This window comes from Nocardioides panacisoli (assembly GCF_039537325.1).
Classification (GTDB): Bacteria; Actinomycetota; Actinomycetes; order Propionibacteriales; family Nocardioidaceae; genus Nocardioides; species Nocardioides panacisoli.
In genome coordinates this window covers 55820-80309 of the sequence record NZ_BAABAH010000021.1, presented here as the reverse complement: position 1 = coordinate 80309, position 24490 = coordinate 55820, and the positions used below count along the sequence as shown (strand labels likewise).

General features: G+C 72.4%; 22 protein-coding genes. 17 read left to right on the top strand and 5 right to left on the bottom strand.

Annotation, left to right across the window (positions count from 1 at the left end; translation table 11 throughout):
- The first annotated feature begins 198 nt into the window (after positions 1-198).
- The 6 genes from dapE to ABD709_RS20395 all read left to right on the top strand — a co-directional run bounded on the left by dapE (position 199) and on the right by ABD709_RS20395 (position 4590).
- Positions 199-1290 carry a succinyl-diaminopimelate desuccinylase gene (dapE, locus tag ABD709_RS20420; RefSeq protein ID WP_344778906.1) on the top strand — a complete coding sequence of 364 codons (1092 nt, stop codon included), beginning with the start codon at positions 199-201 and terminating at the stop codon, positions 1288-1290.
- A complete protein-coding gene (locus ABD709_RS20415) occupies positions 1287-2015 on the top strand; it encodes an LOG family protein (protein WP_344778905.1) in 729 nt (242 codons plus the stop codon). Before dapE ends, ABD709_RS20415 begins: the two co-directional genes overlap by 4 nt.
- The gene (locus ABD709_RS20410; protein WP_344778904.1) at positions 2012-2347 is read left to right on the top strand and encodes a DivIVA domain-containing protein; all 336 of its coding nucleotides are present in this window, start codon (positions 2012-2014) and stop codon (positions 2345-2347) included. Before ABD709_RS20415 ends, ABD709_RS20410 begins: the two co-directional genes overlap by 4 nt.
- Before the next feature lie 100 nt (positions 2348-2447).
- A complete protein-coding gene (locus tag ABD709_RS20405) occupies positions 2448-2615 on the top strand; it encodes a DUF3117 domain-containing protein (protein ID WP_091024313.1) in 168 nt (55 codons plus the stop codon).
- Positions 2612-4237, top strand: coding sequence for a leucyl aminopeptidase family protein (locus ABD709_RS20400; RefSeq protein WP_344778903.1), 1626 nt, complete (start codon positions 2612-2614; stop codon positions 4235-4237). Before ABD709_RS20405 ends, ABD709_RS20400 begins: the two co-directional genes overlap by 4 nt.
- Positions 4234-4590: a hypothetical protein gene (locus ABD709_RS20395; protein WP_344778902.1), complete on the top strand. Its 357-nt coding sequence runs from the start codon at positions 4234-4236 to the stop codon at positions 4588-4590. The genes ABD709_RS20400 and ABD709_RS20395 overlap by 4 nt, the downstream gene beginning before the upstream one ends.
- Positions 4591-4625: 35 nt before the next feature.
- Here the strand turns inward: ABD709_RS20395 and ABD709_RS20390 are convergent, their stop codons facing one another.
- Positions 4626-5282: an O-methyltransferase gene (locus ABD709_RS20390; protein ID WP_344778901.1), complete on the bottom strand. Its 657-nt coding sequence runs from the start codon at positions 5280-5282 to the stop codon at positions 4626-4628.
- Between the two features lie 129 nt (positions 5283-5411).
- Here ABD709_RS20390 and sigE point away from each other — a divergent pair, with 129 nt between their 5' ends.
- From sigE to ABD709_RS20375, 3 genes are all read left to right on the top strand, one after another.
- Entirely contained in the window at positions 5412-5984 is a 573-nt protein-coding gene (gene sigE, locus ABD709_RS20385) for an RNA polymerase sigma factor SigE (protein WP_344778900.1), read from the top strand.
- Positions 5981-6490, top strand: a complete 510-nt coding sequence (locus ABD709_RS20380) for an anti-sigma factor (RefSeq protein WP_344778899.1) — start codon at positions 5981-5983, stop codon at positions 6488-6490. Before sigE ends, ABD709_RS20380 begins: the two co-directional genes overlap by 4 nt.
- A 63-nt stretch (positions 6491-6553) precedes the next feature.
- Entirely contained in the window at positions 6554-7993 is a 1440-nt protein-coding gene (locus ABD709_RS20375) for a S1C family serine protease (protein ID WP_344778898.1), read from the top strand.
- Positions 7994-8002: 9 nt separating this feature from the next.
- Here the strand turns inward: ABD709_RS20375 and ABD709_RS20370 are convergent, their stop codons facing one another.
- Entirely contained in the window at positions 8003-8245 is a 243-nt protein-coding gene (locus ABD709_RS20370; protein WP_344778897.1) for a helix-turn-helix domain-containing protein, read from the bottom strand.
- 100 nt (positions 8246-8345) lie between these two features.
- Between ABD709_RS20370 and ABD709_RS20365 the strand changes: the two genes are divergently transcribed.
- On the top strand, positions 8346-9035 hold the full coding sequence (locus ABD709_RS20365; RefSeq protein WP_344778896.1) for a hypothetical protein: 690 nt from the start codon (positions 8346-8348) through the stop codon (positions 9033-9035).
- Complete coding sequence (locus ABD709_RS20360; RefSeq protein ID WP_344778895.1) at positions 9032-10246, top strand: CpaE/TadZ family protein; 1215 nt, start codon at positions 9032-9034, stop codon at positions 10244-10246. The genes ABD709_RS20365 and ABD709_RS20360 overlap by 4 nt, the downstream gene beginning before the upstream one ends.
- On the opposite strand, the gene ABD709_RS20355 is transcribed toward ABD709_RS20360, so the two are convergent.
- Positions 10225-11547: a hypothetical protein gene (locus ABD709_RS20355; RefSeq protein ID WP_344778894.1), complete on the bottom strand. Its 1323-nt coding sequence runs from the start codon at positions 11545-11547 to the stop codon at positions 10225-10227. The two genes, ABD709_RS20360 and ABD709_RS20355, sit on opposite strands and share 22 nt — an antisense overlap.
- Positions 11548-11550: 3 nt before the next feature.
- Entirely contained in the window at positions 11551-11943 is a 393-nt protein-coding gene (locus tag ABD709_RS20350) for a hypothetical protein (RefSeq protein WP_344778893.1), read from the bottom strand.
- Between the two features lie 71 nt (positions 11944-12014).
- Between ABD709_RS20350 and ABD709_RS20345 the strand changes: the two genes are divergently transcribed.
- From ABD709_RS20345 to ABD709_RS20335, 3 genes are read left to right on the top strand one after another with little or no spacing between them, the layout of a single operon-like run.
- Complete coding sequence (locus tag ABD709_RS20345) at positions 12015-13472, top strand: WS/DGAT/MGAT family O-acyltransferase (RefSeq protein ID WP_344778892.1); 1458 nt, start codon at positions 12015-12017, stop codon at positions 13470-13472.
- A gap of 54 nt (positions 13473-13526) precedes the next feature.
- Entirely contained in the window at positions 13527-15155 is a 1629-nt protein-coding gene (gene pruA, locus ABD709_RS20340; RefSeq protein WP_344778891.1) for an L-glutamate gamma-semialdehyde dehydrogenase, read from the top strand.
- Positions 15156-15181: 26 nt separating this feature from the next.
- Positions 15182-15325: a hypothetical protein gene (locus tag ABD709_RS20335; RefSeq protein WP_344778890.1), complete on the top strand. Its 144-nt coding sequence runs from the start codon at positions 15182-15184 to the stop codon at positions 15323-15325.
- Here the strand turns inward: ABD709_RS20335 and ABD709_RS20330 are convergent.
- The gene (locus tag ABD709_RS20330) at positions 15322-15804 is read right to left on the bottom strand and encodes a DUF2505 domain-containing protein (RefSeq protein ID WP_344778889.1); all 483 of its coding nucleotides are present in this window, start codon (positions 15802-15804) and stop codon (positions 15322-15324) included. The two genes, ABD709_RS20335 and ABD709_RS20330, sit on opposite strands and share 4 nt — an antisense overlap.
- Before the next feature lie 74 nt (positions 15805-15878).
- Between ABD709_RS20330 and ABD709_RS20325 the strand changes: the two genes are divergently transcribed.
- The 3 genes from ABD709_RS20325 (at position 15879) to ABD709_RS20315 (ending at position 24479) form a co-directional block, all read left to right on the top strand.
- Positions 15879-20768, top strand: a complete 4890-nt coding sequence (locus tag ABD709_RS20325; RefSeq protein ID WP_344778888.1) for an NAD-glutamate dehydrogenase — start codon at positions 15879-15881, stop codon at positions 20766-20768.
- Positions 20769-20913: 145 nt separating this feature from the next.
- Positions 20914-22653: an ABC transporter ATP-binding protein gene (locus ABD709_RS20320; RefSeq protein WP_344778887.1), complete on the top strand. Its 1740-nt coding sequence runs from the start codon at positions 20914-20916 to the stop codon at positions 22651-22653.
- The gene (locus ABD709_RS20315; protein WP_344778886.1) at positions 22650-24479 is read left to right on the top strand and encodes an ABC transporter ATP-binding protein; all 1830 of its coding nucleotides are present in this window, start codon (positions 22650-22652) and stop codon (positions 24477-24479) included. Before ABD709_RS20320 ends, ABD709_RS20315 begins: the two co-directional genes overlap by 4 nt.
- Positions 24480-24490 lie beyond the last annotated feature (11 nt).

Below are 24490 nucleotides of genomic sequence, written 5' to 3'. Positions count from 1 at the left end.
GACGAGGAGTTGCCGGCCGCGGAAGTTCAGCCGGGCATTACGGTGAGTCACGAAGACCTCCGGACGGTAGGTGACCTAGACAGCGCCCACCGCACCCGGAGGTCTTCGCTACGTCAACAACCGGCCCGGAGTGTCACCAACCTCCTGGCCGAGTACAGCTAGACGTGACGCGAACCGGCTGCTGGTTGACTTGCGTCCATGACCGCTCCGCCCGTTCTCGACCTGACCGCCGACGCCGTGACGCTGACCCGTCAGCTCGTCGACATCGAGTCGGTTTCGAAGAACGAGGCGCTGATCGCCGACGCGGTGCAGGCGGCGCTCGAGGCGCTACCGCACCTCACGGTGGCCCGGCGCGGGCACACGGTCGTGGCCCGGACCGAGCTCGGTCGCGGCAGCCGGATCGTGCTGGCCGGGCACCTCGACACGGTGCCGGTCAACGACAACCTGCCGAGCCGGCTGGACGCCGAGACGGGGATCCTGCACGGGCTCGGTACGTGCGACATGAAGGGCGGCGACGCGGTCATCCTGCGGATCGCGGCGACGGTGCCGGAGCCCGTTCACGACGTCACCTTCGTGCTCTACGAGGCCGAGGAGATCGACTCGAGGTTCAACGGGCTGCGGCTGCTGAGCGAGAGCGACCCCGACCTGCTCGAGGCCGACTTCGCCGTGCTCATGGAGCCGTCCAACGCCGTCGTCGAGGCCGGTTGCCAGGGCACGCTGCGGGTCGAGGTGCGGACCAGGGGCGAGCGCGCGCACTCGGCGCGCAGCTGGCGCGGCGTCAACGCGATCCACGCCGCGGCCGAGGTGCTCGACCGGCTCAACTCCTATGCGCCGCGCAAGCCGGTCATCGACGGACTGGAGTACCACGAGGGTCTCAACGCGGTCGGCATCCGCGGCGGCGTCGCGGGCAACGTCATCCCGGACGAGTGCGTCGTGGAGGTGAACTTCCGCTTCGCGCCGGACCGCTCGGAGGACGAGGCGCTGGCGTTCGTCCGCGACTTCTTCGACGGCTACGACCTGACGCTGACCGACTCCGCGCCCGGCGCCCTGCCGGGCCTCGACCGGCCCGCGGCGAAGGCGTTCGTCGAGGCTGTCGGCGGGTCGCCGAACCCGAAGTTCGGCTGGACCGACGTCGCACGGTTCACCGTGCTCGGCGTACCAGCGGTCAACTACGGTCCTGGTGACCCGATGCTGGCCCACACCAAGGAGGAGCACGTGCCGGTCGCAGACATCGAGCGGTGCGAGCAGCAGCTCCGCGCCTGGCTCGAGGGACGAGAGGACGACCGATGACCCGACGCAACGGGCCGGGACCGCGACCCAGCAAGGGCCGCCCCCCGGGTTCCACCACCGACCAGCGGCTGCTTGACAGCCGCGGTGACACCGACTGGGTGCACACCGACCCGTGGCGGGTGCTCAAGATCCAGGCCGAGTTCGTCGAAGGCTTCAACGACATGGCCGAGCTCGGCCCCGCGATCTCGGTGTTCGGGTCGGCCCGCATCCCGGAGAGCCACCCCGCCTACGACATCGGCGTGCGCGTCGGCGCGGCGCTCGTCGAGGCCGGCTTCACCGTCATCACCGGTGGTGGTCCCGGCGCGATGGAGGCCGCCAACCGCGGCGCGATGCAGGCCGGCGGCGAGAGCGTCGGGCTGGGCATCGAGCTGCCCTGGGAGGCGAAGCTCAACGACTACGTGACGTTCGGCCTCAACTTCCGCTACTTCTTCGTCCGCAAGATGATGTTCGTCAAGTACAGCCAGGGGTACGTCGTGCTGCCCGGCGGCCTCGGCACCCTCGACGAGCTCTTCGAGGCGATGACGCTCGCGCAGACCCTCAAGATCACCAAGTTCCCCATCGTGCTGATGGGCACCGAGCACTGGACGGGGCTGCTGGACTGGATGCAGGGCACGATGCTGTCCGACGCGCGGATCAAGCAGTCCGACGTCGACATGCTGACCCTCACCGACGACGTCGACCTCGCCGTCGACCTGATGGTCAAGGCCAGGGAAGAGCACGGGTGAGCACCACCATGATGTGGGTCTTCGCGATCATGATCGTGCTCGCCATGGGCGCGGTCGCGATGCTCGCCGCCGGCCGTGGCGAGCCGATGGCGCCTGCGTACGACGACCGCCCGGACGCCGCCGTGCCGCGCGACCGGCCGCTGGTGGCCGACGACCTCGGGCGGGTGCGGTTCTCGCTCGCCGTCCGGGGCTACCGGATGTCGGAGGTGGACGCCCTGCTCGACCGGCTGGCCACCGAGATGCGTGCCCGCGGGTCCGACGGGGCCGGTGCGCCGGACGCCGCCCCCGACGCCCAGGCCGCTCCCGGGCCCGACACCGATCGCACGGCCTGATCTGACCGGGCTGCGCGTCGTGTGTGGCGTACGCGATAATGGTCTCCGCGCGCGTGCGCACGACGACCCAGTCGAAGGTAGTGGGAAAGAGGGGTGCCGCATGGCGGCGATGAAGCCTCGGACCGGTGACGGTCCGCTGGAGGTCACCAAGGAAGGTCGCGGCATCGTCATGCGCGTCCCGCTGGAAGGCGGTGGCCGCCTGGTGGTCGAGCTGAACGCCGAGGAGGCCGGCGCCCTGGGCGACGCCCTCAAGAACGTCGTCGGGTGACCGGGCGACCCTCCCCGCTCACCGGCACCCTTCCCCCTCAGGTCTCGCCGCCTGAGTTCGCTCTCGGCGACCTGCAGCCTGCCACCGTCGTCGGCGTCGACGTGGTGGCCCTTCCCGTGCTGCCCGGCCCGGAGCCGGGCGACCCGGTCCTGCTCGGGCCCGGCGCGGACGACGCGGCCGAGCGGCTCGACGTCGACCTGGTCGAGATCGCCGAGCTGCACGGCATGACGGGCGCGACCGGGGAGGTCGCGACGCTGCCGGTCCCCGCCGGCACGGACGCCAACCCGCACCTGCGGATGGTGCTGCTGGTCGGTGTCGGCGCGGCCGCGCCGGTCGACGTACGCCGTGCGGGCGCCGCGCTCGCCCGGGCGACCCGTGACCGCGACGCCGTCGCCACGTCGATCCCGGCCGCCGCGGACGCGACGCCCGAGGTGCTCGAGGCGTTCGTCACCGGCACCATGCTCGGCTCCTTCGTCTTCCACTGGCGCTCCGACGGGCCGCCGCACCGACCGGTGCGCCGTGTCGTGGTCGCCGCGCCCGGCGTCGTGCCCGACCACGCCCTGCTCGAGCGGGCGATCGCCATCGGCGGCGCCGGCTGGCGGTCGCGCACCCTGGCCACCGTCCCGTCCAACCTGAAGAACCCGCCGTGGCTCGCGGACCGGGCCCGCGAGCTCGCCGAGGCCGCCGGCCTCGAGTGCCGGATCTGGGACGAGGACCACCTCGCCGACGAGGGCTTCGGCGGGATCCTGGGCGTCGGGAAGGCCTCGGCCACGCCGCCGCGGCTGATCCGGCTCGACTACACGCCGGAGGGCATCTCGGCGCGGGCGCTCCGGAGGACGCCGCGGGTCGTGCTGGTCGGCAAGGGCATCACCTTCGACACCGGTGGCCTCTCGATCAAGCCCGGTGCCAGCATGGCGAGCATGAAGCGGGACATGACCGGCGGCGCGGTCGTGCTCTCCACGATGGCGGCACTCGCCGACGTCGACTGCCCGGTGCGGGTCACCGGCCTCGTGCCCGCCGCCGAGAACGCCATCTCCGGCGGCGCCCTGCGCCCCGGCGACGTCCTGCGCCACTGGGGCGGGCGCACCAGCGAGGTGACCAACACCGACGCCGAGGGCCGGCTGGTCCTCGCCGACGCGCTGGCCTACGCCGTCGCCGAGCTCGACCCCGCGGTCGTCGTCGACATCGCCACCCTGACCGGCGGCATCAAGGTGGCGCTCGGCCAGCAGGTCGGTGGCCTGTTCGCCAACGACGACGAGCTCGCGCGCGCTCTGCTCGAGGCCGGCGAGCGCGCCGGCGAGCCGCTGTGGCGGATGCCGCTGCACGCGGCCTACGAGGAGCGGCTCAGGTCCCTGGTCGCGGACGCCGACAACAGCCCGAGCGGCCCCCAGGCCATCGGTGCGGCGCTCTTCCTCCAGCACTTCCTCCGCCGTCCCGGCACCCCCGTGCCGTGGGCGCACCTGGACGTCGCCTCCGTCGGCGACGTCCCCGACGAGCGGCACGAATGGACCGTCGGCCCCTCCGGGTTCGGCGCGCGGCTGCTGCTCGCCTGGCTCGGCAGGCCCGAGCCGCTGACCGGGATCGGCCCGGCCGGCAACGACCGCAAGGAGAAGCGACGATGAGGGGTCTGACCGTCCGGTGGTCGCTCGCCGAGGCGCCGGCCGACGTGGCCGACGAGCTGGCGTCCTACGTCGCCGACACCTCCCACGCCCGGTTCACGGGCCAGGACGGCCTGTCCTACAAGACCTGGCGGATAGTGCCGGGGGAGTGGTTCGAGGGCTGCTACGTCTTCGCCGACGACGCCGCGCGCGCGGCGTTCCAGGAGAGCTTCACCGCGACCGCGGCGGAGTCCCCGGGCTCGCAGATCATCGGCAGCGCGCCGGTGCTGATCGAGCCGTGCTCGATCGTCGCGATCGCCGAGGGCGCCGACGGCTTCGCGGCCGCGCCGCGCGCGGAGTCGCCGGTGGTCGAGTAGCCGCTCGCGAGGGACGAGCGAGGGCGTATCGAGACCTACTCGGCGTCCGGGGTCCACTCCTTCTTCGCGACCAGCAGCCCGTCACCGACGGGCAGCAGCGTCGGCACCAGGCCGTCGGTCGCGGCGACCTGCTGGACCAGGTCGCGGATGGCGACCGTCTGCTCGTCGCGCTGCGCCGGGTCGGCGACCTTGTCGTGCCACAGGGCGTTGTCGAACGCCACCACGCCGCCGGGCCGCAGCAGCCGGAGCGCCTCGGCGAGGTAGGCGGAGTACTCCCGCTTGTCCCCGTCCGCGAAGACCAGGTCGTAGTGGCCGTCGGTCAGCCGCGGCAGCACGTCGAGCGCCGCTCCCGCGATCGCCCGGACCCGCTGCGGCGCGATGCCCTCGTCCTTGAAGGACTCCTTGGCCAGCCGCTGGTGCTCGGCCTCGACGTCGACGGTGGTCAGCACCCCGTCGGGACGCATGCCGCGCAGCAGCCAGAGCCCGGAGACGCCGGTGCCGGTGCCGATCTCGACGACCGCCTTGGCCTCGAGCGCGGCGGCGAGGAAGCGCAGGACCGCGCCTCCGCCGGAGCCGATCGCGACCACGCCGACCTCCTCGGCGCGGGCACGTGCCGCCGCGAGGACCTCGTCCTCGGCGACGTAGGTCTCGGCAAAGGTCCAGCTGGCGGCGTTGATCGCAGGGAGAGCCACGGCGACAACCTATCGCCGCCGACGGCCGAACCGTGGAACAACCCGCGGCGCCCGCTCGTTGGACCAGTCACCGGAGCCGTCAGCGGGTTCACAGGGAATCCTCAGCCCCGGAGCCTAAGGTCTGGAGCCATGGACGAGCAGCAGAGCTGGGAGCGGATCGTCGAGGAGCACTCCGGCCGCGTCTACCGGCTCGCGCTGCGCCTGACCGGCAACCGCCACGACGCCGAGGACCTCACCCAGGAGGTCTTCGTCCGGGTCTTCCGCTCGCTCGACACCTACACGCCCGGCACCTTCGAGGGCTGGCTGCACCGGATCACGACCAACCTCTTCCTCGACCAGGCCCGCCGCAAGCAGCGGATCCGCTTCGACGCGCTCTCCGACGAGCGCGCCGCCCGGCTGGCCAGCGCGGTGGCCAGCCCCGACACGGCGTACGCCGACCGCACCTTCGACGACGACGTCGAGCAGGCGCTCGCGGCCCTGCCCCCGGACTTCCGCGCCGCCGTGGTCCTGTGCGACATCGAGGGACTCAGCTACGAGGAGATCGCCGAGATCCTCGGCGCCAAGCTCGGCACCGTCCGGTCGCGGATCCACCGCGGCCGCGCCATGCTCCGAACCGCGCTCGCGCACCGCGCGCCGGTCGACGGGCGCAGCCGCTACGCGGGCCCGCGGACCTCGCTCGTGCCCGGCTGGGGTCGTTCGTGATCGGCCACCTCGGTCCCCGGGTCAGCGCGCTGCTCGACGGCCAGCTCCCGCCGCACGAGGCCGAGGAGGCGTGGGCCCACGTCTACTCCTGCCACGCCTGTCGTGACCTGGTCGAGCGTGAGGGCTGGGTGAAGACCCAGCTCGCCGGCCTGTCGTGGGACGCCCCGGGCGGTGCTCCGTCCGACCTCAAGGGGTCGCTGATGAGCATGCCGCCGGGGGAGCGCTACCTCGTCGAGCCCAGCGGAACCGGCGCCCGCCGTGGGCTCGGCGTCGCCGTGCTCGGCGGTGGCGCGCTCGGCGCCGCGATGATCGGCATGCTCGCGCTCGGCGCCGTGCCCGGGTCCGCCCCGCCGGCGGACCGTCGGCCGCCCACGAGCCGGATCGAGTCGCCGGTGCCCAGCACCGGTGGGCCGACCGGGGTCAGCGACGCGGTGAGCACCGGCGACCGCGCGCACCAGGCACGCCAGCACGCCGTGCCCGCCTGGGTGCGCCTGCTGGTGGACTAGGCGTCCGGAGCCACCAGGCGGGTTCCGCGCTGGCGATGACCGGCCATCAGGGATGATGGCCCGGTGAACGACGAGCACGACCGCGAGCTGCCCGGGCAGCCCGAGCAGGGCGGCGACGCCCTGGTCTCCCCCTCGGCGCCCTTCGCGCCGCCCACCGAGCCACCGGCGCCGCAGCACCGCGCCGACGCGAGCGAGACCGTCGGGCCGGGCGCGGCCAGCGACATCGACGAGACGGCGCCGATCCTGCCGGCCGGTGGCAGCGAGGAGACGGGTCCGGTCGCGCCGGCCGCCCAGCAGTGGCCGCCGCCCCCGCCGTCGACGCGGGCGTTCTCCCAGGGAGCGGTTCCTCCGCCGCCCCCGCCCGGCGCGCCGCCGGGACATGCCCGGCCGGACCGGCCGCGCCGCGGCCTGCCGTGGCCGGCGGTCGCCCTGATGGCCCTGGTCGTCGGCCTGCTCGGCGGCGTCGGTGGCGCCGCCGCCTACGACGGCTGGATCGCCGACGACGACGACTCGCCCGGCCTGGTCAGCGGCGGGCTCGACCAGGTCGACGTCGACACCGAGCCGCCGCTCAAGGACGGCGGGTCGGTCACGAGGGTCGCCGCCGAGATGCTGCCGAGCACGGTCCAGATCGTCGCCGAGTTCACCGACGGCACGGGCGCGACCGGCTCCGGCTTCGTGCTGGACAAGCAGGGCCACATCATCACGAACAACCACGTGGTCGCGCAGGCCAAGGACGAGAAGGGCGCGATCCAGATCGTCGACCAGGACGGCAACAAGTACGACGCGGAGGTCGTCGGTCGCAGCCCCGTCTACGACATCGCCGTGCTCTACTCCAAGGACGCGACCTCGCTCAAGCCCGCCTCGCTGGGCCGCTCCCAGGCGCTGCGCGTCGGCGACCCCGTCGTCGCGATCGGCTCGCCGCTCGGCCTGAGTGCCACGGTCACCTCCGGCATCGTGAGCGCGCTGAACCGTCCGGTGACCACCGGCGACACCGCGGACGACTCGTCGTACATCAACGCCATCCAGACCGACGCCGCCATCAACCCCGGCAACTCGGGCGGTCCGCTCGTCGACCGGCGCGGTCAGGTCGTCGGGATCAACTCCGCGATCGCGACCAACGGTGGCGGCACGGTGGACGGTGAGGCCGGGAACATCGGCGTCGGGTTCGCGATCCCGGTCGAGCAGGTCCGGGTCACGGCCGACCAGATCCTGCGTACCGGCGAGGCGCAGTACCCCGTGATCGGGGCGAAGGTCGTCACGGGCGGGCTGCCGGGCGGCGACGGCGCGAAGCTCGACTCGATCGTCGACGGCTCGCCGGCGGAGGACGCCGGGCTCGAGAAGGGCGACCTGGTGACCGCCGTCAACGGCGTCAAGGTCACTGACGGCATCTCCCTGATCGTGGCGATCCGCACGCACCAGCCGGGGGAGACCATCGAGTTCACCATCGAGCGCGGCGAGGACGAGAAGACCGTCGAGGTGACCCTCGACGGCGAGACCGGTTAGGCCCGACCCCTACGCGTCCACGTCGTCGGTGAAGGGGTGCTGCTGGACGAAGCCGGCGGTCTCCTCGTAGAGCCGCTGGATGTACTCCTCCAGCTTCGTCGCCTCGACCCGCCACTGACCGCGGCCGCCGATCTTGATCGCCGGCAGCTCACCGCGGCGCACCAGGGCGTAGACCTGGGCGCTGGAGGTGTTCAGCGTCTCGGCCACGTCCGTCAGCGTCAGGAAGCGAGGCGTGCCTGCCGGGGATGCCATGCGCCCATCGTCGCACCCGCCACCGTCACTGTCGCGCAGGCCGGCAGGGCCCTGTGGATGACCGGATGACGCGTCGCCGGGACGCGGTCATGATGTGCCCGTGTCCAGGAGTCTCGGGCCGGGCACGCCGGCCCCAGCAACGCCGCCGCCCGCCACGCGGGTGGCCCGGTCGGGCTGGCGTGACCCGCGGTTGTGGATCGGTGTCCTGCTCGTCACCGCCTCGGTCGTCCTAGGCTCCCGGCTGCTGGCGGCGGCCGACGACACCGTCGCCGTGTGGACGTACGCCGACGCGCAGGGGCCAGGTTCGCCGGTGACCGCGGACGACCTGGTGAGCACCCGGGTGCGGTTCGCGGACGGCGACGAGGAGGCGCTCTACCTCAGGGTCGACGAGCGACCGGCCGACGGCGTCGTGCTCCGCGCCGGGGTCGGCGCGGGGGAGCTGGTCGCGCGGTCCGACCTGGTGCCCGCCGACGGCGTCGCGCTCGCGCACGTCCCGCTCGAGGTGGCACCCAACGCGGTGGAGCCGTCGGTCGGCGAGGGCTCCGTGGTCGACGTGTACGTCGACGACGCAGCCCGCCGCAGCCGCCCGTCGGGGCGTCCCCGGCCGGCGCTCGACGACGTCACCGTCCTCGCGGCTCCCGCCGGTGACGGGGCCTTCGCGGTCGACGGGAACCGCCAGCTGGTCGTCGCCGTGCCCGAGGACGAGGTCCCGGCCTTCGAGGCGGTCCTCGGCCGGCTCGACGAGCCGCGACTCTCCGTGGTCACCAGCCCGGCGAGCGGCGCGCCGTGATCGTCGCACTGCTCGTCTCGACGGGCGCGGCCTGGGAGGCCGGGGCGCTCGCCGCCCTCAACGCCCACCCGGGCGTGGTCGTGCTCAAGCGCTGCGTCGACGTCGAGGACCTGCTGGCCGCGGCGAGCGCGGGCCGGGCCGACGTCGCCGTGCTCGCCGCCGACCTCAGCGGCCTGGACGCGACCGTCGTCGCCGACCTGCACGGCCACGGCGTCCGGGTCGTCGCGGTCGCGGCGGACCCCGACCCCGCGACCGCGCGCACGGGGCGGACCGGAGTGGACGCGGTGGTCGGCGCGGACGAGGTCGGCGGGCTGCCGGACGTGCTGACCGGCGTGACGACCGGGACCTCGCCCGGCGTGCCCGCGGAGCCGGCCGGAGCCGAGCGGCCGGCCGACGCGCCGCCGGCCGGCAGCCCGGGCCGGGTGGTCGCGGTCTGGGGTCCGGCCGGCGCTCCCGGGCGCACGACGGTCGCGATCGCGCTCGCCGCCGAGCTCGCCCGGCGCCGGCTCACCACCGTGCTGGTGGACGCCGATCCGCACGGCGGCGCCGTGGCGCAGCACCTCGGCGTGCTCGACGAGGTGTCCGGTCTCCTCTCGGCCGCGCGCCTGGTCGCCGCAGGCACGGTCGCCGAGCGCCTGCCGGAGGTCCAGCGGCGGCTCTCCGACCGGCTGCGCGTCGTGACCGGCCTGCCGCGCCCGGACCGCTGGCCGGAGGTGCGGCCCGGTGCCCTGGCCGCGATCGTCGCCGCGGCCCGGTCCGACGCGCAGGTCGTGCTCGACACGGGCTTCAGCCTCGAGCACGACGCCGCGGCCGACCTCGGCGGCCGGCCCCAGCGCAACGGGCTCACCGTGGAGGCCGTCACCGAGGCCGACTCGGTGGTGCTGGTCGGCGCGGCCGACCCGGTCGGTCTCGCCCGGCTGGCCCGCGCCGTGACCGACCTGCGCGAGCTCCTCGACGCGCCGGACCTCCACCTGGTGGTCAACCGGATGCGGCCCTCGCTGGGCTGGCGGGAGCCCGACGTCGTCGCGATGCTGCGCGGGTTCGCCCCGGAGGCCGAGGTCCACTTCCTGCCCGACGACCAGGTTGCCGTCGACCGCGCGCTCGTCGCCGGCCGCACCCTGCTCGAGTCCGGCGAGTCGGCGCTGACCCGGGGCGTGGCCGGACTCGTCGACGCGATGGCCGCCCGGCGTCAGGCGCTGAACAGCAGGTAGAGCCCCCCGGCCGTGAAGCCGACCATGGTGAACAGCAGCGGCAGCTGGCCGTTGATCTGGTGCTTGGCCGGGAGCAGCCGGATCGCCCGGTCGTGGGCGAGGACGGCCGCCGTCACGTGGCCCGCCACCACGGCGAGCACCTTGACCGTGGCCAGCAGGGTCGGGTGGTAGGAGAACCAGTAGCCCGGCGTCAGGCTCGCCGTACCGAGGATGTCCCAGCCCTTGCCGAACGGGTCGCTCGCGCGGGCGACCGTCTGCCAGCCGTAGTCGACGAGGAACGTCAGGTAGTGGGCGACGATGTAGGCGGAGATGATCGGCACCATCGAGTGCGCGAGCAGCCGCGGCAGCTCGGACCGGCGCAGCTCGGGGCCGACGGGCGTCAGCGAGGAGCCGAGCGCGAAGAGCAGGCTCGCAGCCGCACAGAACGCGAGCAGGCCGAGGTTGTACATCACCCACGCGTGCACCGGCGCGTCGTAGACCCACTTCAGCCAGAAGATCGACCCGCTGAACGAGTCGAACGCCGTGCTGCCGAACATCACGCCGATGACCGCGACCAGGCCGGGCAGTGGTGGAGTCGTCGCGAGGTTCGCGAGCGGGCTGCGCAGCACCACCCGGCCGTCGACGACCGCCCACGGCGACAGCCGGGACACCAGGGTCGAGTAGACCTCGAACGGGTCGGCGCGCTCGTGGAAGCGGGACCCGAACACGGCGCCGCCGACGAGCATGACGGCGACGTACACCGTGAACCAGAGCCGTACGTCGGCCAGCGAGTCGCGGTTCTCGAAGACCAGCTCCAGCCACACGAAGGCATACAGCCCGATCGCGCCGGGCCACAGCCCGAGCCACTCGGGGTACTCGCGGATGCCCTGCTCGGGATCGCCGCCGGTCGCCCTGCTGAGCAGCTCGGTGATGGTGCGGACCGGGCTGATCGCCTTCCAGACCGGGCCGAGCAGCACCGAGGCGACGGGGACCGCCACCCACAGCCAGATGTAGACGATGCCGAAGAACGGGTTGGTGAGCTCGTCGATGCCGAAGACGGCGGTCGCGACCGTGTAGGCGAACACCACGAAGCCGATGACGCGCAGCGCGATGCGCATGCCGCGGGAGAGGACGACCCGGGAGAGCAGGTCCGGCGCGGGCCTGCCGCCCGCGACGCCGTCGGGACCGGCGTACCTCGGCCGTCGCCACGCGACGACCAGCACCGTGAACGACAGCACCAGGGCGGCCACCGCGCCGGAGACCGCGAGCTGCAGCGGTATCGGGAGGTCGGCCTGACCGCCGATCCCGTGGGCGTCGATCACCGGCTACTTGACCTCGAGCTGGAGGATCACCACGTCGAGGGTGTGCGACTCGACGACGATCTGCCCGGGCCGTTCGAAGCCGTCGAGCTCGAAGGTCTTGGTGCCGGCGGGGTACTCCAGCTCCTGCTCCGGGTCGGAGTGGACGTGGATCTCGCCGGCCTCGTCGGCTTTGACCTTGAGGTCCAGCTCCTGGCCGACCGCGAGGTCGAGCCGCTCGCCGCTGGGCGTGACCTTCCCGTCCTGGAAGGTCACGTCCACGACGACGGGGTCCTTGGTGCTTCCCGAGCTGTCGCCGTCCTGGCCGCCGCCACAGCCGGCGAGGGCCGCCGCGACCAGCACGGCGCCGGCGACGATCGACGCCGCGCGGGATGGACGGTGGAGGGAGTCGATCCGCATGTCTGCCAGAATCTCAGACGGACGGTGACGCCCCGCTGGTGGGTCGCGGCCCAACGAGGAAGGGAAGAGACGTGGTTGACCGGGTACGCCCGCGTGATCTCGCCTTCCTGACCGAGGAGTCCCCCGAGACGCCGCTCCACAACGCCACGATCGAGATCTTCGACGGCGTCGACACCGAGGGCCGGCCGTTCGACTACCAGCGGCTGGTGGCCCTGATCAACGACCGGATCGCGTTCGTGCCGCGCTACCGGCAGCGGGTCCAGGCGGTCCCCGGCTGGCTGGCGAACCCCGTCTGGGTCGACGACGAGAACTTCGACCTCGGCTTCCACGTACGGCGATCCGCGCTCCCGCGTCCCGGCACGTCGGCGCAGCTCCTCGAGCTGGTGTCGCGGATCGTGTCCCGCCCGCTCGACCGGAGCCGGGCGCTCTGGGAGATCTACTTCATCGAGGGCCTGCAGGACGGCCGGGTCGCGGTCCTCTCCAAGACGCACCAGGCGCTCGTCGACGGCGTGCACACCGTCGACCTCGGCCAGCTGCTCCTCGACGCCTCACCGACGCCGAAGCAGCTCGAGGGCGACGACTGGCGCCCGCGGGCGGCGCCGACCCCTGCCGGCCTCGTCGCAGCCGCCCTGCAGGACACGGTCAGCGACCCCGGGACGGCGATGGCGACGGTGCGCAGCACCTCGCTGGCGCTGCGCCGGACGGCCGAGGGACGCACCCGCCGCGTGCGACACCTCGCCGGCGCCCTGGCCGGCCGCCGGCCGCGGTCGAGCGGGGTGATCAACGGCCCGCTGTCCCAGCAGCGCCGGGTGGTCGCGGTCGAGACCAAGCTCGCGGACTACCGGAAGATCCGGAAGGCGCAGGGCGGCACGATCAACGACGTCATCCTCGCCACGGTCACCGGGGCGCTGCGGGCCTGGCTGATGACCCGGGCCGAGTCACTGGGCGGGATGCGCCAGGTCCGCGCCGTGGTGCCGGTGTCGGTCATCGACGAGGAGCTCGAGGCGACCTCGCTCGGCAGCCAGATCGCCGCCCACTTCGTCGACCTCCCGGTCGGCGAGCCGAGCCCGGCGGTTCGCATGCACCAGGTCTCCTACTCCTTCCAGGCGCACAAGGACACCGGCCGCAGCGTCGCCGCCAACCGGCTCGCGGGCATCGCGGGCTTCGCGCCGACCACCTTCCACGCCATCGGGTCGCGGGTCGCCGCGGAGGAGCTGCGGCGCGGCTACCACCTCTCGATCACCAACGTCCCGGGGCCGCAGGCGCCGCTCTACGCGGCGGGCGCCCGGATGCGTGCCAGCTTCCCCGTCCCCCCGCTCGTGCCCGGTCACCCGCTGGTCATCGGGGTGACCTCCTACGACGGTGGCGTCTTCTACGGCATCACCGCCGACCGGGACTGGGTGCCCGACGCCGACCTGCTCGGCATCTGCTTGCGCGAGTCGCTCGACGAGCTGCTCGACGTGTCGACCGGCGGCCGGCAGCGGGCCCCGCGCGGACGTCGTCGTACGTCGAAGCCGACCGACTCCTGACCGGGGTGCGCCGGCACTTGGGCGCCACGGCGATTGTCTGACAACATCGCGGGTATGGACGCCATCACGTTCCCGCCGGCTCCCACGAACGAGCCGAACCTGACCTACGCGCCGGGCACCCCCGAACGCGCGGCACTGACCGAGCAGCTCGCGGCCCAGGAGGCCGAGCAGCGATCGCTGGACGCCTACATCGGCGGTGAGTGGGTCGCCGGTGGCGGCGAGGAGATCCGGGTCGTGCAGCCGCACGACCACCAGCACGTGCTGGGCGTGCTGCGCAACAGCGACCAGAAGGACGCGCAGCGCGCGGTCGACGCAGCCGCCGCCGCGGCGCCGGAGTGGCGTGCGATGCCGTTCGACGAGCGTTGCGCGATCCTGCTCAAGGCCGCCGACCTGCTCGCCGGCCCGTGGCGCCAGCGGCTCAACGCGGCGACGGTGCTGGGCCAGTCCAAGACGGCGTTCCAGGCGGAGATCGACGCGGCGTGCGAGCTGATCGACTTCTGGCGGTTCAACGTCCACTACGCCAAGCAGATCCTCACCGAGCAGCCGATCGCGAACAGCCCGGGCGTCTGGAACCGCACCGACCACCGGCCGCTGGAGGGATTCGTCTACGCGATCACTCCGTTCAACTTCACCGCCATCGCCGGCAACCTGCCGACCGCGCCGGCGCTGATGGGCAACACCGTCCTCTGGAAGCCCAGCCCGACCCAGCAGCTGGCCGCGTCGCTGACCATGGAGCTGCTCGTGGAGGCCGGCATGCCGCCGGGCGTCATCAACATGCTGCCCGGTGACGGGCTGGCCGTCTCCGAGGTCGCCCTGGCCCACCCCGACCTGGCCGGTATCCACTTCACCGGCTCGACGCCGACCTTCCAGAAGATCTGGGCCACGGTCGGCACCAACATCGCCGGTTATCGCAGCTATCCGCGGCTGGTCGGTGAGACCGGTGGCAAGGACTTCGTGATCGCGCACCCGTCCGCGGACCCGGCGGTGGTGCGCACGGCGCTGATCCGCGGAGCGTTCGAGTTCTCCGGCCAGAAGTGCTCGGCCGCCTCCCGGGCCTACGTCGCCCGCTCGGTGTGGGAGCGGATCGAGGCCGACCTCGTCAGCGAGACCGAGGCGCTCTCGATGGGCGACCCGACCGACTTCTCCCACTTCCTCGGCGCCGTCATCGACGACCGCGCGTTCGCCAAGCACAAGGCGGCGATCGAGCGCGCCCGCGCCACCGACGGCCTGGAGATCGTGGCCGGCGGCCAGGTCGACGACAGCGTCGGCTGGTTCGTGCGACCCACCATCGTGGTCGGCGGCGACCCGACCGACGAGATGTTCACCACCGAGTACTTCGGGCCGATCCTGGCCGTGCACGTCTACGAGGACGGCGACTTCGAGAACGTCGTGCGCCAGGCGGAGTCCGCGGCGTCCTACGCGCTGACCGGCGCGATCATCGCCCAGGACCGGGCCGCGATCGCGTGGGCGAGCCAGACCCTGCGCTTCGCGGCGGGCAACTTCTACGTCAACGACAAGCCCACCGGCGCGGTCGTCGGCCAGCAGCCGTTCGGCGGGGGCCGGGCCTCGGGCACCAACGACAAGGCCGGCGCCGCCTCCAACCTGCTGCGCTGGACCTCGCCGCGCTCGATCAAGGAGACCCTGGTCCCGCCCACCGACCACCGCTACCCCTACATGGGCTGACCCGGGCCGCCTGGGACGATGAGGGCATGACCCCGCTGCACCTCGGTGCGATGCACCCCTACGAGCAGGCGCTCACGCTGCTCCTGGCGTTCGGGCCGTTCGTCGTGCTCGGGATCGTGCTCGCCGTACGTCGGCGGCAGGAGCGGGACGACAGCCGGGACACCCGTTAGCCCGCGAGGTACTTCCGGCCGACCCGCTCCTCGGCCTTGAGCGCGCTGCGCAGGACCTTGGCGAGCACGCCCTCGATCTTGCCGGCCACGAGCGGGATCTTGACCTTGATGTCCATCCGCACCTGCTCCCGCGTCACGCCGTCGGCCTCGACGAGGGTCGCCGTGCCCGACATCTCGCCGGGCTTTCCGGGGATGGTCACGGTGATCTTGCCGTCCGTGGGGCTCGACCAGACCTCCTCCTGGACGATCTCGGTCGTCGAGCCCACGATCTTGGCGGCGACGGCGGGCACGCCCTCGGTCGGCTGCACCATCTCGATCCGGACCTTCTTGCCGGAGGCGTCGCCGTCGATGTGCACCTCGTGCGAGATCGCGCGCATCTCCTGGCAGACCTCCTCGCGGAAGGCCGGGTCGGACAGCATGGCGGCGACGGATTCCGCAGGTGCGTCGTAGACCATCTCGTACTCGACAGTTGTTGCCATACGCGCATCTTGGCAGCCGCTCGCAAGTCGTGTTGTGGCCGACCCCGCCGGGTCCTACTGTGACGAGTGTGTCAATGACGACGCAGCCGACCGAGCGCGACCAGATCCTCAGCCAAGCCGCAGACGTAGCCCGGAGGTCACACGGGTCCGGAGGCCCGCGGGAGGTCGATGCCGACGCGCTCGCGTCGCTGCTGGCGGCCTACTACCGGCACGTGTCGACCGACGACCTCGCCGACCGGTCCGACGTCGACATCTACGGCGCGTTCGCGTCGCACCACCACCTGGCGGGCGAGCGGCCCGAGGACACCGCGCGGGTGCGCGTCTACACGCCCACCGTCGCCGACCACGGCTGGTCGGCCGGCGGCCACTCGGTGGTGGAGGTCGTCACCGACGACATGCCCTTCCTCGTCGACTCGCTGACGATGGAGCTGGCCCGTCAGCTCCGGGACGTGCACCTGGTGCTGCACCCGACCTTCGACGTCGAGCGGGACCCCTCCGGTGCGCTGACGCGTGTCCACCCGTCGACGCCCGGTTCCGCCGAGCCCGCGGAGGGCACGGTGCGGGAGTCGTGGATGCACGTCGAGATCGACCGGCTCGGGGACCCCGAGATGATCGACCGGCTCCAGGCCGACGTGGTGCGCGTCCTCGGCGACGTGCGTGCCGCCGTCGACGACTGGCCGGCGATGCACGAGCAGGTCCGCACCATCGTCGCCGGCCTCGAGGAGGTCCCGCCGCCGCTGCCCGAGGCGGAGGTCGAGCAGGCAGGACGCCTGCTGACCTGGCTCGCCGACGAGCACTTCACGTTCCTGGGCTACCGCGAGTACACCCTGGAGAGCGTCGCGGTCGGCGGCTCGGAGGAGGAGGTGCTCAAGCCGGTCGCCGGCTCAGGCCTCGGGATCCTGCGCGACCAGGAGGGTGCGGCGGAGTCCGCCTCCTTCAACCGGCTCCCCGAGGCGGTCAAGGCCAAGGCCCGCGAGCGGAGGCTGCTGGTGCTCGCCAAGGCCAACTCGCGGGCGACGGTCCACCGGCCGTCCTACCTGGACTACGTGGGCGTCAAGACGTTCGGCGCCGACGGCGAGGTCGTCGGTGAGCGCCGGTTCCTCGGGCTGCTGTCGAGCGCCGCCTACACCGAGTCGGTGCTGCGGATCCCGCTGCTGAAGGAGAAGGTCGACGACGTGCTCCGGCGCTCCGGCCACGACCCGCGGAGCCACGACGGGGCGGCGCTGCTCGACACCCTGGAGACCTACCCCCGCGACGAGCTCTTCCACACGCCCGTCGAGGAGCTCGCGCCCATCGTGGAGGCGGCCAGCCAGGCGCGCGAGCGGCGTGCGGTGCGGCTGTTCATCCGGCGCGACACCTACGGCCGCTACCTCTCCGTGCTCGTCTACCTGCCGCGCGACCGCTACAACACGGCCGTCCGGCAGCGGTTCGCCAAGATCCTGACCGAGCGGCTCGGCGCCGAGTCGGTGGAGTTCAACGTCTCGATCAACGAGTCGACGACCGCGCGCGTGCACTTCGTCGTACGCCTGGCGCCGGGCGAGCTGATCCCGCAGGACATCGACACCGCCGACCTCGAGCGGCGCCTCGTGGAGGCGTCGCGGTCGTGGCAGGAGGACTTCCTGCAGGCCGTGTCGACGGAGTACGGCGAGGAGGTCGGCGCGATCCTGGGCCGCCGCTACGTCGAGGCGTTCCCGGAGGCCTACAAGGAGGACTTCCCGGCGCGCACGGCCGCCGTGGACCTCGGCCGGCTGGAGAGCATCCAGGGTGACGTCGGGCTCGACCTCGCGCTTTACGAGGACGTCGACGCGGCCGACGGCGAGGCCCGCCTCAAGGTGTTCCGGATCGGCGACCCGCTGTCGCTGTCGGGCGTGCTGCCGATGCTCTCGTCGATGGGCGTCGAGGTCGTCGACGAGCGGCCCTACGCCCTGGTCGGCCTCGAGCGGCGCTCGCACGTCTACGACTTCGGGCTCCGCTACGGCACCGCCCTCCCGGACCACGCCCGGGAGCTGTTCACCGACGCGATCCGCGCGATCTGGGACGGCTTCACCGAGGTCGACGGGTTCAACGCGCTGGTGCTGCGCGCCGGCATCACCTGGAGGCAGGCGACGCTGCTGCGCGCCTACGCGAAGTACATGCGGCAGGGCAACAGCCCGTTCGCCATCGACTCCATCGAGGGCGCCCTGGCCGAGAACGTCGACCTGGCGCGGCTGCTGGTGAAGCTCTTCGAGAACCGGTTCGACCCGGACCTCGAGGAGAAGGCGCGCACGGACCGCGAGGAGGCACTCGTCGAGAAGATCGGGCGCGGCCTCGACGACGTCGTGAGCCTCGACCACGACCGGATCCTGCGGTCCTACCTGACCCACATCCGCGCGACGCTGCGCACCAACTACTTCCAGCCCGACGGCTCGCGGCACAAGCCCTACCTGTCGCTGAAGATGGAGCCCTCGGCGATCCCGGAGCTGCCCGAGCCGCGGCCGCGGTACGAGATCTTCGTGTACTCCCCGCGGGTCGAGGGTGTGCACCTGCGGTTCGGGCCGGTGGCCCGGGGCGGCCTGCGGTGGAGCGACCGGCGTGACGACTTCCGCACCGAGGTGCTGGGCCTGGTCAAGGCGCAGATGGTCAAGAACACCGTGATCGTGCCGGTGGGCGCGAAGGGCGGGTTCTACGCCAAGCAGCTGCCCGACCCCTCCGGCGAGGGCGGCCGGGACGCGTGGCTGGCCGAGGGTGTCGAGTGCTACACCACCTTCATCCGGGGCCTGCTCGACGTGACCGACAACCTGGTGGGCGGAGAGACCGTCCCGCCGCCGCGGGTGGTCCGGCACGACGGGGACGACTCCTACCTGGTGGTCGCAGCCGACAAGGGGACGGCGACGTTCTCCGACATCGCCAACGGGGTCGCCAAGGACTACGAGTTCTGGCTGGGAGACGCGTTCGCCTCCGGCGGTTCGGTGGGCTACGACCACAAGGCGATGGGCATCACCGCCCGCGGGGCCTGGGTCTCGGTGCAGCGTCACTTCCGCGAGATGGGCGTCGACTGCCAGACCGAGGACTTCACCTGCGTCGGGATCGGGGACATGTCCGGCGACGTGTTCGGCAACGGGATGCTGTGCTCGGAGCACATCCGGCTGGTCGCGGCGTTCGACCACCGCGACATCTTCCTGGACCCCGAGCCCGACGCCGCCGCGTCGTTCGCCGAGCGCAAGCGGCTCTTCGAGCTGCCCCGCTCCTCGTGGCAGGACTACGACAAGTCCGTCATCTCCGAGGGTGGCGGGATCTACTCCCGGTCCTCGAAGTCGGTGCCGATCAGCCCGCAGGTGCGTGCGGCGCTGGGGATCGTGGGCCACGTCGAGCACCTGACCCCGGCGGAGCTGATGCGCGCGATCCTGCTCGCGCCGGTCGACCTGCTGTGGAACGGCGGGATCGGCACCTACGTCAAGGCCTCCACCGAGTCCCACGCCGATGCCGGTGACAAGGCCAACGACGCGATCCGGGTGGACGGCGAGCAGCTGCGCGCCCGGTGCGTGGGGGAGGGCGGCAACCTGGGCTGCACCCAGCGGGGCCGGATCGAGTACGCCGCCGGCGGCGGCCGGATCAACACCGACTTCATCGACAACTCCGCGGGTGTGGACACCTCCGACCACGAGGTCAACCTGAAGATCCTGCTCGACCGGGTCGTCCGCGACGGCGACCTCACCGAGAAGCAGCGCAACCAGCTGCTGGCCTCGATGACCGACGAGGTCGCCCAGCTCGTCCTCGCCGACAACTACGAGCAGAACCTGGCACTCGCCAACGCGGCGAAGAACGCCCCGTCGCTGCTGCACGTCCACGAGCAGTGGATGCACGACCTGGAGAAGCGCGGTCTGCTCGACCGCGCCCTCGAGGCGCTGCCGAGCAAGGCGGAGGTCAAGCGGCGGATCGAGCGGGAGGGCGCCCTCACCCAGCCCGAGCTGGCGGTGCTGATGGCCTACACGAAGATCGTGCTCGCCGACGAGCTGCTGCGCTCGGACCTGCCCGACGACCCCTACCTGACCCTCGACCTGCTCGAGTACTTCCCGACGCCGGTCAAGCAGGGCTTCCGCGAGCAGATCGAGCAGCACCCGCTGCGCCGGGAGATCATCGTGACCCAGGTCGTGAACGACCTGGTGAACGGCGCCGGGTTCACCTACTGGCCGCGGCTGGCGGGCGAGACCGCCGCGTCGGCCGCCGACCTGACCCGAGCGAACTTCGTGGCCCGCGAGATCTTCGGCTCGCTGCCGCTGCGCAAGGAGCTGGCGACCTACGACAACAAGATCGACGCCGCGGTGCAGACCCGGATGCGGGTGGAGATGCGGACGCTGGTCGAGCGCGCCTCCCGCTGGCTGATGACCAACCGCCGGCCGCCGCTGGACAGCCAGGCGACCGTCGACCTGTTCGCGGCGCCGGTCCAGTCGACGATGCTCCAGCTGCCGGACCTGCTCACCGGCCAGGAGCTCGCGGCTTTCGAGCGTCGCAGGTCGACGCTGGTCGGGCAGGACGTGCCCGAGGACCTCGCCTCGCGGGTGGCGACGTTCGACGTCGCCTACGCGCTGCTCAACGTCGTCGAGATCGCCGTGCGGAGCGACATCGACCCGGCCGAGGTCGCCCGGGTCCACTTCGCCCTGGGAGAGCGGCTCGGCGTGTCCGCCCTCCAGCACCTCATCGTCTCCCTCCCGCGCGCCGACCAGTGGCAGACGATGGCCCGGGCGGCGCTCCGCGACGACCTCAACGCCGTGCACGCCCAGCTCACCGCGCAGGTCCTGGAGAAGACGCCGGCCGAGGACGGCGAGGCGCCCGAGGCCGCGGAGCGCGTGGCGAGGTGGGAGGAGGCGTCCGCCGGCGCCGTCGAGCAGGCGACGGGGACCCTCGCCGCGATCTGCGTCGACGACGACCCCGATCTCGCGCGGGTGTCGGTCGGGCTGCGGGTCGTGCGGTCGCTGCTGACCTGAGCGGGCCTCCGCAGGATCTGCGCCCGGAGCCGCTGCCGGCCGAAAAGGATTCGGTCGTTGTCGGCAGCAACGTCTATCGTCGTACCCGCCGATGCCGACACCCTCAGGAATCGGGCCTGATCCCGACACGCCACCACCCGCAGGCGTGCACTCGCTCTGGCGACTGCGCGGCTACCTGCGCCCGCACCTCCGCGCACTGGCGATCATGCTCGTCTCGGCGCTCGCCGGCATCGTGCTGGCGATCGCCATCCCGCTGGTCACCAAGGCGCTGATCGACGGCCCGATCACCCACCACGACCTCGACCCCGTGCTGCCCCTCGGCCTGCTCGCCCTGGCCCTGGGTGTGCTGGAGGCCGTCCTCGTCTGGATGCGCCGCTGGATCCAGTCCAACGCCGTGCTCCGGATCGAGACCACGATGCGCCACGACCTCTACGCGCACCTGCAGGCGCTGCCGATGAGCTTCCACAGCCGGTGGCAGTCGGGCCAGCTGCTCTCCCGCGCGACGACCGACCTCTCCGCGCTGCGGCGGTTCTTCGGCTTCGGGATGCTGTTCCTGCTCATCAACATCACCCAGGTCGCCGCGGTCACCGTCGTGCTGCTCACGATGTACTGGCCGCTGGGCCTCGTCGTCGCCTTCAGCGCGGCGCCGGTCATCTGGCTCTCGATGCGCTTCGAGAAGGAGTACGTCGTCGTCTCGCGCAAGGTCCAGGACCAGCAGGGCGACCTCGCGACCCGCGCCGAGGAGGGTGCCGTCGGCATCCGGGTGATCAAGTCCTTCGGCCGCAGCCGCTACATCTCCGAACAGTACGAAGCGGCCGCCCGGCAGCTGCACGACACGAGCATGGACAAGGTGCGGCTCTCGGCGCGGTTCTGGACCTTCCTCGAGGTGATCCCCAACATCGCGGTCGTCCTCGTCCTGCTGCTGGGGGCGATCGGGGTCGGCAAGGGCTACCTGACCCCGGGCGAGCTGGTCGCCTTCATCACCCTGATGCTGTCCCTCGTCTGGCCGGTCGCCTCCTTGGGCGTGATCCTGGCGATGGCGCAGGAGGCGATGACGTCCGCCGCGCGGATCCTGGAGATCTTCGACACCGCGAGCGACGTCGTGGGCGGCACCCGGGTGATCGAGCGACCGCGCGGTCACGTCCGCTTCGAGCGGGTCGACTTCGCGTTCCCCGACGCCCCCGACGAGCCGGTGCTCCGTGGCCTCGACCTCGAGATCCGCCCGGGGGAGACCGTCGCCGTCGTCGGCGCGACCGGGTCCGGCAAGACCAGCCTGACCGCGCTCGTGCCGCGGCTCTACGACGTCACCGGCGGGCGCGTCACGATCGACGGCGTCGACGTCCGCGACCTCGATCTCGTCCACCTGAGGCAGCTGGTCGCCACGGCGTTCGAGGACCCGACCCTGTTCTCGATGAGCGCCCGCGAGAACCTCACCCTCGGCCGCGCGGACGCGACCGACGCGGAGGTCGAGGAGGCCCTCGACGTCGCGCAGGCCGGGTTCGCGCGCGACCTCCCGTGGGGCCTGGACACCCGGATCGGCGAGCAGGGCATGGCGCTCTCCGGCGGGCAGCGGCAGCGGCTCGCCCTCGCGCGGGCGGTCCTGGCCCGGCCGGCGGTCCTGGTGCTCGACGACACCCTGTCCGCGCTCGACGTGCACACCGAGAAGCTGGTCGAGGACGCCCTGCGCCGGGTGCTCGCCGACACCACCGGTCTGATCGTGGCCCATCGCGCGTCCACCGTGCTGCTCGCGGACCGGGTCGCGCTGCTCCAGGACGGTGCGATCACGCACGTCGGCGACCACAGCGAGCTGCTGGCCACGGTGCCGGCCTACCGCGACCTCCTCGCCGCCGACGTCGACCGCGAGGACGAGGAGGTGTCCGCGTGACGAGCACCGACACCGCCGGCTGGCGGGGGATCCACAAGGTCGACGAGGAGGAGGCGCTCGAGCGGGTCGAGCGCCGGTTCGTCGGCGGCTCCGGTGCCCTGCTGCGCGAGCTGCTGACGCCGTACCGCAAGGCGATCTGGATCCTGGTCGGGATCGTCGTCGTCGAGAACGCCGCGCGGCTGTCGATCCCCTACCTCGTCAAGGAGGGCATCGACACCGGCATCCCGCCGATCAGGCGCGACGGGGACCTCCAGCCGCTGTTCGTGGTGGTCGCGATCGTGCTCGTCGCGACGCTGACCCAGGCGCTGTCGCGCAACCTGTTCCTGGTTCGCTCGGGCCGGATCGGCCAGGACGTGCTGCTCGAGGTCCGTCGCCGCGTGTTCGGGCACTTCCAGGCGCTCAGCCCCGCCTTCCACGACGAGTACACCTCCGGCCGGGTCATCTCGCGGCAGACCTCCGACATCGACGCCATCTACGAGATGCTCGAGACCGGCTTCGACGGCCTGGTCACCGCCGCGCTCACGCTCGTCGGCACCGCCGGACTGCTGCTCTACCTCGACCTCAAGCTCGGCCTGGTCGCCCTGTGCTGCGGACCGTTCCTCTACTGGCTGACCAACTGGTTCCGGAAGTCGTCCGCGAAGAGCTACCAGGTCACGCGCGAGAAGGTCGCGCTCGTCATCGTCCACTTCGTCGAGTCGATGGGCGGCATCCGCGCCGTGCAGGCGTTCCGCCGCGAGCCGCGCAACCAGGAGATCTTCGACGACGTCAACGACCAGTACCGCGCCGCCAACCTGGTCGCCTTCCGGTTGGTCGCGTGGTTCATGCCCGGCATCCGGCTGATCGGCAACATCACCATCGCGGTGGTCCTGCTCTACGGCGGCTACCTCGCCTACCACGGCCAGGTCACGGTCGGCGTGCTCGCGGCGTTCCTGCTCTACCTGCGCCAGTTCTTCGAGCCGATGATGGAGATCTCGCAGTTCTACAACACCTTCCAGTCCGCCTCCGCCGCGCTGGACAAGCTGGCGGGCGTGCTGCGCGAGGAGCCAGGCGTCCCGGAGCCCCGGGAGCCCGTCGCGCTGACCGGCGCCCGCGGCGAGGTGCGGTTCGACCTCGTCGACTTCGCGTACGTCGAGGGCCGACCGGTCATCGACGGTCTCGACCTGACCGTCCCCTCCGGCCAGACCCTCGCGGTCGTGGGGGCGACCGGTGCGGGCAAGACCACCGTCGCCAAGCTCGCGACCCGGTTCTACGACCCCACCGCCGGCCGGGTCCTGCTCGACGGCGTCGACCTGCGCGACCTGACCTCCGAGGACCTGCGTCGGTCCGTGGTGATGGTGACCCAGGAGAACTACCTGTTCTCCGGCACGATCGCCGACAACATCCGGTTCGGACGGCCGGCGGCGACGATGGACGAGGTCGAGGCGGCGACGCGGGCGCTCGGCGCCCACGAGTTCATCGCCGCGCTGCCCGAGGGCTACGAGACGAGGGTCGCCAACCAGGGCGGCCGGCTCAGCGCCGGGCAGCGGCAGCTGGTCGCGTTCGCCCGGGCGTTCCTCGCCGACCCGGCCGTGCTGATCCTCGACGAGGCGACGTCGTCGCTCGACGTGCCCTCGGAGCGACTCGTCCAGCAGGCACTGCGCACCGTCCTCGCCGGCCGGACGGCGGTCATCATCGCCCACCGGCTGTCGACCGTGGAGATCGCCGATCGCGTCATCGTGATGGAGCACGGGAAGGTGGTCGAGGACGGCGCCCCCGCCGACCTGGTCGCCGGCGGCAGCGGCCGGTTCTCCGACCTGCACACGGCGTGGCTCGACTCGCTGGCCTGAGGAACCTAGGG